Below are 7,770 nucleotides of genomic sequence, written 5' to 3' on the forward strand. Positions count from 1 at the left end.
GAACCTATTCAGCTGGGTTAGGGTTACTTAAGATAGTATCAGTTTGTTCTGTACGGAACTTTTCAACTGCAGCCATCACGGTTTCGTCATGAGTACCAATAATTTGAGCAGCTAATAATCCCGAATTGGCAGCGCCGGCATTACCAATAGCTAATGTGCCAACGGCAATACCCTTAGGCATTTGCACTATTGATAATAAAGAATCTTGACCGCTTAAGGCCTTTGATTGCACAGGGACACCTAAAACAGGTAGGCTTGTATATGCGGCCGTCATTCCTGGTAAATGTGCAGCGCCACCAGCGCCTGCAATAATTACTTTAATTCCTCTGTCTTTAGCACTTTCAGCATATTCAGCTAACAAGTGTGGTGTGCGGTGAGCTGAAACAACTTTGGTTTCATAAGGTACACCAAATAGATCTAACATTTCCGCTGCGTGTTGCATCGTCGGCCAGTCCGACTTTGAACCCATGATAATACCTACTTTCATTTTAACGGCACCTTAATAAACAAACTAAAGAGAGGGAGTGGCAATACACTACCGGTTAATTAGGCCGCGCATTATACCTATGTTTGGCCAGATACGGAATCTTAGCTTGTTAAATTATAGTCAGTTTTATTTGTATTACCGCTAATTTGGCAAGCTTAGACTAAAGGAGGATATGAAAAAATTATTAACTCGCTAAGCTTATAATCATTAAATCTATTGACCCAATACCTAACAATTTGTGAAGGGGGAATGATGAATATTTATCAACAAGGGTTAGATCAATGTGCCGCTAACGCCCAACCATTGACACCGGTAACTTTTCTCAAACGTACCGCAGAAGTATTTCCTGATCGTACCGCAATAATTCATGGCAACGACCATATCAGTTATCGAGACTTCCAACGCAATGTTAATCGGTTTGCTAGCGCTTTAACTAAGCGAGGCGTAAAGCCTGGCGATACGGTTACTATTATTGCTGCCAATATCCCAGCATATATAGAAGCTCACTATGCTGTTCCATTAACTGGGGCCATTTTAAATTCGCTTAACACTCGTCTTGATGCTCAAGCACTAGCATTTATTCTTGATCATGGTGAATGCGATGTATTACTTGTAGATACCGCTTTTTCCGACGTAATGAAAACAGCAATAGCGTTGTCAACTCGACAACCTGTGGTCATTGATATTTTAGATCCATTAAGTGGTGATACTAATTGTATAGGTGAAATTGAATACAAAGAATTGCTGGCAGAAGGCGATGACGTTTTAACAGAGAACTTTATTACTGATGAATGGCAAGCATTAGCATTAAATTACACATCAGGTACGACAGGCAACCCTAAAGGAGTAGTTTATTCGCATCGAGGGGCCTATCTAAATGCAATAGGTAATACGCTTATTTGGCCAATGTCTGAACCACCAGTATATTTGTGGACCTTACCTATGTTCCATTGCAACGGTTGGTGTTTTCCATGGTCTATTGTTGCAGTAGGTGGAACACAAGTGTGTTTAAGGCAAGTAGAAGTTACAGCCATTGCTGATGCTATGAAAGAGTATAATGTGAGCCATTTCTGTGGCGCACCAATTGTACTTAATATGATACTAAATGGCGATCCGGAAGTACTTAAGGGCATTCCTCGTAACATTAAAGCTATGACAGCTGGTGCTCCACCACCTGCTGCAGTAATTAAAGGTATGGAAAAACTAGGTTTTGATATAACCCAGACTTATGGCCTAACAGAAGTATATGGTCCATGTGTTGTAAGTGAATGGAAACCTGAATGGAATGAAAGAGACAGCGATGAGCGGGCAGCTTTAAAAGCAAGACAGGGTGTACGTTACCCAACCCAGGAAGAGGTTGATGTCTTAGATCCTGAAACTATGTTACCTGTACCTTTGGATGCGGAAACTATTGGCGAAATAATGTTTCGCGGTAATACGACCATGAAAGGCTACCTTAAAAATGAAACGGCTACGGAATCTGCTTTTAGTGAAGGCTGGTTTCATTCAGGTGATTTGGCGGTTAAACATCCTGACGGCTTTATTGAAATTAGAGATCGGTCAAAAGACATTATTATCTCTGGTGGCGAAAACATTTCCTCAGTCGAGGTAGAAGGTGTTTTATATAAACACCCTGCAATTCTTGAAGCTGCAGTTGTCGCGAGAAGTGATGAAAAATGGGGGGAAACGCCTTGTGCCTTTGTCACAATTAAAGATGGCTATAGCATAAGTGAACAAGAAGTTATCGATTTCTGTCGCGACAATATGGCCAGTTTTAAAGCACCACGCAGTATCGTCTTCAGCGACTTGCCTAAAACCTCTACAGGTAAAATACAAAAGTTTGTCTTAAGAGAAAAAGTACGTTCGCTATTTGGATAATAATGTATGCGCTAAGTGTATTCTGTTTTGACATCTTCTATACTATGGCTCATTTTATAATTACATGAGCCATAGTGTTTAATGAGCACTGCATTAGAAGTTTATAATGATGGTGGCGTTCTTGCCTATCCTACTGAAGCTGTTTTTGGTTTGGGTTGTGACCCCGACAATGAACAGGCAGTGATGAAGTTGCTTGCCATAAAGCAACGGCCCATTGAAAAAGGCCTAATATTGCTGGCGAGCAATTATTCCCAATTATTGCCGTATATAGATGAACAGAAAATACCACAAGATAAACGCTTTGCTATTTTATCTCGTTGGCCTGATGGTATTACTCAAATATTACCTTGCCTAAGTACAACACCTAATTGGCTAACCGGTAAATTCACTACATTGGCGGTTAGAGTGACTAGTCAGCCTGATGTGGTCGCTTTATGTAACCAAACTAATAAGCCCATTGTTTCAACTAGTGCTAATTTGTCTGGCGAAGAACCAGCACTAACTTGGCAGCAAGTAGAAAAAGACCTTGGCGAAAAAGTCGATTTCATTATTAAAGGGCAAACTTTGGGTTTTACTCAGCCATCAAAAATAATTGATGGTCTTTCAGGAGATGTATTTCGCGTATGAGCCAAATAAATATAGAGAGCGTTGTTGCATATTTAAAAGAGCTACAAGATAACATTTGTCAGGCGCTTGAACAGGCAGACGGCAGTGGCCGATTTGTAGAAGACAATTGGCAGCGTGCTGAAGGAGGCGGTGGCCGTACTCGGGTACTCACTAATGGTGATGTAATTGAACAGGGCGGGGTAAACTTCTCATTAGTTTCAGGGAATAAATTACCACCGTCAGCTACGGCGCATCGACCAGAACTTGCGGGGCGTACTTGGCAAGCTTGTGGTGTTTCGTTAGTTATTCACCCAAAAAACCCTTATATACCTACCTCTCATGCCAATGTACGATTTTTTATCGCCGAAAAAGAAGGTGAGGAGCCCGTATGGTGGTTTGGTGGTGGTTTTGATTTGACACCGTTTTATCCGTTTGAAGAAGATGTAACGCATTGGCACCAAACAGCCAAGGACTTATGTGATCCATTTGGTGAATCTATTTATGATGAACATAAAAAGTGGTGTGATGAATACTTTTATTTGAAGCACCGAAATGAAACACGTGGCGTAGGCGGATTATTTTTTGATGATCTCAATAGCTGGGGCTTTGATAAAAGTTTTGATTATATCAAAGCGGTTGGACAAGGATTTATAGACGCGTATGTACCTATTATTGAAAGACGAAAAGCAACAGAATTCGGTGAGCGTCAACGCCAATTTCAACTGTATCGCCGTGGGCGCTACGTTGAATTTAATTTAGTTTTTGACCGTGGCACTTTATTTGGCCTGCAATCAGGTGGCCGTACAGAATCTATTTTAATGTCGATGCCGCCACTTGCTCGCTGGGAATATAATTATCAGCCACTTGAAGGTAGCGAAGAAGCAAATTTAGCAGATTTTCTTATTCCGAGAAATTGGTTGGTGGAGTAAATAGGTGAGGCAAAAGAATTCACTTGGCCATATTCAGCGCTTCGGACCTGCAATTATCCATAGTTGGCAAGGCTTTGTCGCTGCCTATAAATATGAAATAGCATTTCGGCAGTATATATGGTTATCGGCAATATTAATTCCACTTGCGGTAAGTATTGCGGATAGTGTTGCAGAGTTTTCCATGCTTATTTCTGGCTTATTTCTAATATTGATTGCGGAATTGTTGAATACTGGCATTGAGGCAGTTGTTGATCGTGTAAGCACAGAACATCATGAATTAAGTGGCAGAGCAAAAGATTTAGGCTCTGCTGCAGTGACTACGGCAATTATCTATCTAGTAATCGTTTGGAGTTATAAAGTTTATAGCCTCTTTTTATAGTAAACATCGCCTATATTGAGCGGCAGTACCTGATTTTACAGAACATCAATAATAACCCTAAATAAATTGTTGATTTAGATCAGGGTTTAATTCGTCTATCAATATTGTTGCCACTAAATGTTTCGTAGTTTGAGGTAAATCAACTTTTTGGTACTTACATCCCCTTAAAATAACCATAATTATTTTAAGGGGATGTTCTCAAATGAAAAAAAGTCTTATCACATTAGCTGTTTTATCTTCATTATCATTCGGTGCGTTGGCACAAGGATACCAAGCTGGTGACTTTGTTGTGCGTGGTGGTGCAACGCTTATCGATCCTGACAGCGGAAAAGCAGATGTTTCTCTATATGGTAATGTACCTAATGTTGGCGAAATAAATGGTGCAGTTCCGCTATCTGTTTCTGTAGATGACAATACACAACTAGGTCTGAACTTTGTATATTTCTTTGATAGTAACTGGGCTGTTGAAGTACTTGCTGCAACGCCATATACGCACGATGTTACCATTCATGATTCAACGGGCCTTACTGAGGTAGTATTTGGTGCGAATGTAGATGGTGCAACTTTAGCAGAAGTTACACACTTACCTCCTACAGTAAGTGCAATTTACTATTTTGATTCTTCTACTGCATTTAAGCCTTATGTAGGCCTAGGTGTTAACTACACGGTATTCTTTGATGAAGAATTCAAATCAGCGCCAAAAAGCCTAGGCTTTAATGATTTAGAAGCAGATGGTTCATTCGGCTTATCTCCACAAATTGGTTTTGACTATGAATTAACTGATAAGTGGCATATCAATGCATCAGTTCGTTACATTGATATTGATACTGACGTTAGTTTCAAAATTGGCGACGGCATTAAAGGAAAAGCAGAGGTTGACGTAGACCCAATGGTTTACTCAATTATGTTAGGTTACAAATTCTAAGCAACTTAGCAAGCCTGAATCAAAAAAGTCGCATTTTCTCTAATAGATGCGGCTTTTTCATATGTGCTGTTTAATTGCGACTAGTGGTTAATCATATGATTAGCTAGCTGGCCAAATGCTTGGCGCAAATGTTGTTTTAGCACTTTGTTTTCTACTGTTTTATTAAGCGCAATATTCATACATAACATCCATAAATCACTTTGCTTCTTTGTGACTTTGACGTGCATGTGTCGTTGGCGAAGTCGTGGGTGACCATATTTTTGCTCGAACAATGGTGGTCCTCCTAGCCAGCCACTTAAATATTCAAAAAATTTTTGTCTTATATTGTCTAGCGGTAATTGATGGGTAGCCAATAACTCTTGAAGATGAATATTGCTTTCCATTTCATCATAAAAGGCATTTACTAAGTTTTTTACACCAGCTTCTTTGCCGATTAAATCATAAGGAGTTTTACTTGAACTAGTCTCGTTAGATGAAAAAGTGCTAGCAGATGATGTTTCGGACTTGTTAGTTGTAGAAAAAAGCTTTTTAATGCCAAACAAAATGTTTACCTAAATTATAACTAATGGTGCAAAGGGTTATGGATAAATACGCTGTTTTTGGTCACCCAATTAAACAATCAAAGTCTCCACAAATTCATCAACACTTTGCACAGTTAACTGAACAGGTTATCGAGTATACCGCAATAGATCCTGGGCTTAATAATTTCGTCGCAGAAATAAAGCGATTTATTAAACAAGGAGCAAAAGGCTGTAATGTGACAATGCCTTTTAAAGAGCAAGCATTTGAAATAGCAGATCATGTAACAGAAAGAGCACGCCTTGCAGGCGCTGTAAATACGCTAACTTTTAATCAAGATGGTAGCATATCTGCAGATAACACTGATGGCGCGGGTTTGGTTAGTGATCTTAAGTCAAATAACGCTCCACTTAATAAACGTATTTTATTAATAGGGGCGGGTGGTGCAGCACGTGGAGTGATTAAACCATTACTTGACTGTCATCCAGAATCCCTAGTTATCGTCAATCGGACATTTGAGAAAGCAAATCAGTTGGCAAAAATGTTCGAACAATATGGAAATATAGCGTCTATACCACTTGAAAGAATAACAAGTGATATGAAGTTTGATTTAATTATCAATTCAACATCTACTAGCCTTAGTAATGAGCTACCACCTATACCAGATTCTGTATTCGCAAAGCATAGCTTTTCATATGACATGGTATATAAGGGCGAAGCAACTCGTTTTCTTTCATGGGCAAAACAAAGTGGTAGTACTACATGTGTTGATGGGCTAGGTATGTTGGTAGGCCAGGCCGCAGAAAGTTATTATGTTTGGCGAGCAATTAAACCTGAACAAGCAAATGTTTTGTCAAAGCTTAGACTGGACTTGAGTAAAAACTAATGAATCAATCAATTTTGTTTAATGATGATCTTACACTTGATGATAAGACTTCTTGTTGGAAAATGTCGGCAATCGTTTCTGGGCAAATAATATCTATTTATTTTCACTCTCTATCTTTGAGTCGACTCGAAGAAATAGATCAATGTACCAAATATGATTTAGAAGAAGTTGCTGAACTTTGGTTAGAAGATAATGAATTAGATGGAGAAGAAATACATATTATGATGAAAGGGTAATATGTATTTCTTTCGATAATTTATTAATTGTTACTTTCTTGTCGGTAATCATTTTTCAATTCAACATAATTGATAGCAGATTGCTTTAGAAAGGCTTTTTCATGGTGTTTTAACGGTCGGGCCTGTTTTGCTGGGTTCCCTACATATAAATAACCACTTTCTAACGTCTTATTGGGAGGTACTAATGTACCAGCTCCTATGAATACATCGTCTTGAACAACTGCACCGTCCATTATAATAGCGCCCATACCTACTAAGATTCGATTACCTAAAGTACAGCCATGTAGCATACACTTATGGCCAATTGTGACGTCATCACCAATAGCTAGTGCGTATCCATTTATATTCTGATCACTACGACGAGTTACATGCAACACTGTGCCATCTTGGACATTGGTCCGCTTACCTATGGTTATTGTATTAACATCACCTCGGGCTGCAACTAAAGGCCAGATACTGGAATCATCTCCGATAGTTACGTCACCTACAATGACGGAAGTCTCATCAATAAAACAATTTTCACCCAACACAGGGGCAATTCCTTTGTACGTTCTACAAGCCATATTCATATAAAAACCACTATCTACATTAACTATTGGAAATATTAGCAAAAATTGAACACTTAGTGATCGTTAATATCCGAATTTGTTAATAAGTAACTTATAAATAGACGTTTAAGGAATGAATAAGCTAAACAGCTTGTTTCTACGTGTTTATTAATGATTAGTAATAGAATTGTTCAATAAATACGTGGTTTGTATGAATTTCAGACGTTTAAAAAGAAATATTAAAAATAATTAAAAAAGGTGTTGACGCAGGCGAATAAATCTCTAAAATGCGCTCCACTTCTTCAGGGAGACCTAAGAAGCCTGTTTTGAACAGTTTAGTGATTCGAATGAATGATTAAACGGGTCAGATAAGTTTG

Annotated in this window: 10 protein-coding genes; 7 read left to right on the plus strand and 3 right to left on the minus strand. The window is 38.8% G+C overall.

Translation table 11 applies throughout. From position 1 onward, the window contains the following. Window positions 1–4: 4 nt before the first annotated feature. Window positions 5–487, minus strand: coding sequence for a 5-(carboxyamino)imidazole ribonucleotide mutase (gene purE / locus HII17_RS04560; protein WP_169074100.1), 483 nt, complete (start codon window positions 485–487; stop codon window positions 5–7). A gap of 249 nt (window positions 488–736) precedes the next feature. Here purE and HII17_RS04565 point away from each other — a divergent pair, with 249 nt between their 5' ends. The 5 genes from HII17_RS04565 (at window position 737) to HII17_RS04585 (ending at window position 5,204) form a co-directional block, all read left to right on the plus strand. Beyond that, entirely contained in the window at window positions 737–2,365 is a 1,629-nt protein-coding gene (locus tag HII17_RS04565) for an acyl-CoA synthetase (RefSeq protein WP_211185240.1), read from the plus strand. Between the two features lie 81 nt (window positions 2,366–2,446). Next, on the plus strand, window positions 2,447–2,992 hold the full coding sequence (locus HII17_RS04570) for a Sua5/YciO/YrdC/YwlC family protein (protein WP_169074101.1): 546 nt from the start codon (window positions 2,447–2,449) through the stop codon (window positions 2,990–2,992). Beyond that, complete coding sequence (gene hemF, locus HII17_RS04575) at window positions 2,989–3,900, plus strand: oxygen-dependent coproporphyrinogen oxidase (RefSeq protein WP_169074102.1); 912 nt, start codon at window positions 2,989–2,991, stop codon at window positions 3,898–3,900. The genes HII17_RS04570 and hemF overlap by 4 nt, the downstream gene beginning before the upstream one ends. A gap of 4 nt (window positions 3,901–3,904) precedes the next feature. Further along, window positions 3,905–4,279: a diacylglycerol kinase gene (locus HII17_RS04580; RefSeq protein WP_328824458.1), complete on the plus strand. Its 375-nt coding sequence runs from the start codon at window positions 3,905–3,907 to the stop codon at window positions 4,277–4,279. A gap of 202 nt (window positions 4,280–4,481) precedes the next feature. Beyond that, window positions 4,482–5,204, plus strand: coding sequence for an OmpW/AlkL family protein (locus HII17_RS04585; RefSeq protein ID WP_169074103.1), 723 nt, complete (start codon window positions 4,482–4,484; stop codon window positions 5,202–5,204). Between the two features lie 80 nt (window positions 5,205–5,284). On the opposite strand, the gene HII17_RS04590 is transcribed toward HII17_RS04585, so the two are convergent. Next, window positions 5,285–5,746: a group II truncated hemoglobin gene (locus HII17_RS04590; RefSeq protein ID WP_211185241.1), complete on the minus strand. Its 462-nt coding sequence runs from the start codon at window positions 5,744–5,746 to the stop codon at window positions 5,285–5,287. 38 nt (window positions 5,747–5,784) lie between these two features. Between HII17_RS04590 and aroE the strand changes: the two genes are divergently transcribed. Together aroE and HII17_RS04600 are read left to right on the plus strand one after the other, a co-directional pair. After that, complete coding sequence (gene aroE, locus HII17_RS04595; protein ID WP_169074104.1) at window positions 5,785–6,609, plus strand: shikimate dehydrogenase; 825 nt, start codon at window positions 5,785–5,787, stop codon at window positions 6,607–6,609. Continuing rightward, a complete protein-coding gene (locus tag HII17_RS04600) occupies window positions 6,609–6,845 on the plus strand; it encodes a hypothetical protein (RefSeq protein ID WP_169074105.1) in 237 nt (78 codons plus the stop codon). Before aroE ends, HII17_RS04600 begins: the two co-directional genes overlap by 1 nt. A gap of 23 nt (window positions 6,846–6,868) precedes the next feature. Here HII17_RS04600 and HII17_RS04605 read toward each other — a convergent pair whose 3' ends face one another. After that, window positions 6,869–7,414, minus strand: coding sequence for a gamma carbonic anhydrase family protein (locus tag HII17_RS04605; protein ID WP_408033870.1), 546 nt, complete (start codon window positions 7,412–7,414; stop codon window positions 6,869–6,871). Window positions 7,415–7,770 lie beyond the last annotated feature (356 nt).

This window comes from Thalassotalea algicola, from assembly GCF_012932965.1.
Lineage (GTDB): Bacteria > Pseudomonadota > Gammaproteobacteria > Enterobacterales > Alteromonadaceae > Thalassotalea_F > Thalassotalea_F algicola.

Bases quoted from the DNA above. Each gene is read 5' to 3' on its own strand.
- HII17_RS04605 (WP_408033870.1), bottom strand. From the start codon at position 7,414: ATGAATATGGCTTGTAGAACGTACAAAGGAATTGCCCCTGTGTTGGGT.
- hemF (WP_169074102.1), top strand. From the start codon at position 2,989: ATGAGCCAAATAAATATAGAGAGCGTTGTTGCATATTTAAAAGAGCTA.
- HII17_RS04600 (WP_169074105.1), top strand. From the start codon at position 6,609: ATGAATCAATCAATTTTGTTTAATGATGATCTTACACTTGATGATAAG.
- aroE (WP_169074104.1), top strand. From the start codon at position 5,785: ATGGATAAATACGCTGTTTTTGGTCACCCAATTAAACAATCAAAGTCT.
- HII17_RS04570 (WP_169074101.1), top strand. From the start codon at position 2,447: ATGAGCACTGCATTAGAAGTTTATAATGATGGTGGCGTTCTTGCCTAT.
- HII17_RS04565 (WP_211185240.1), top strand. From the start codon at position 737: ATGATGAATATTTATCAACAAGGGTTAGATCAATGTGCCGCTAACGCC.
- HII17_RS04585 (WP_169074103.1), top strand. From the start codon at position 4,482: ATGAAAAAAAGTCTTATCACATTAGCTGTTTTATCTTCATTATCATTC.
- purE (WP_169074100.1), bottom strand. From the start codon at position 487: ATGAAAGTAGGTATTATCATGGGTTCAAAGTCGGACTGGCCGACGATG.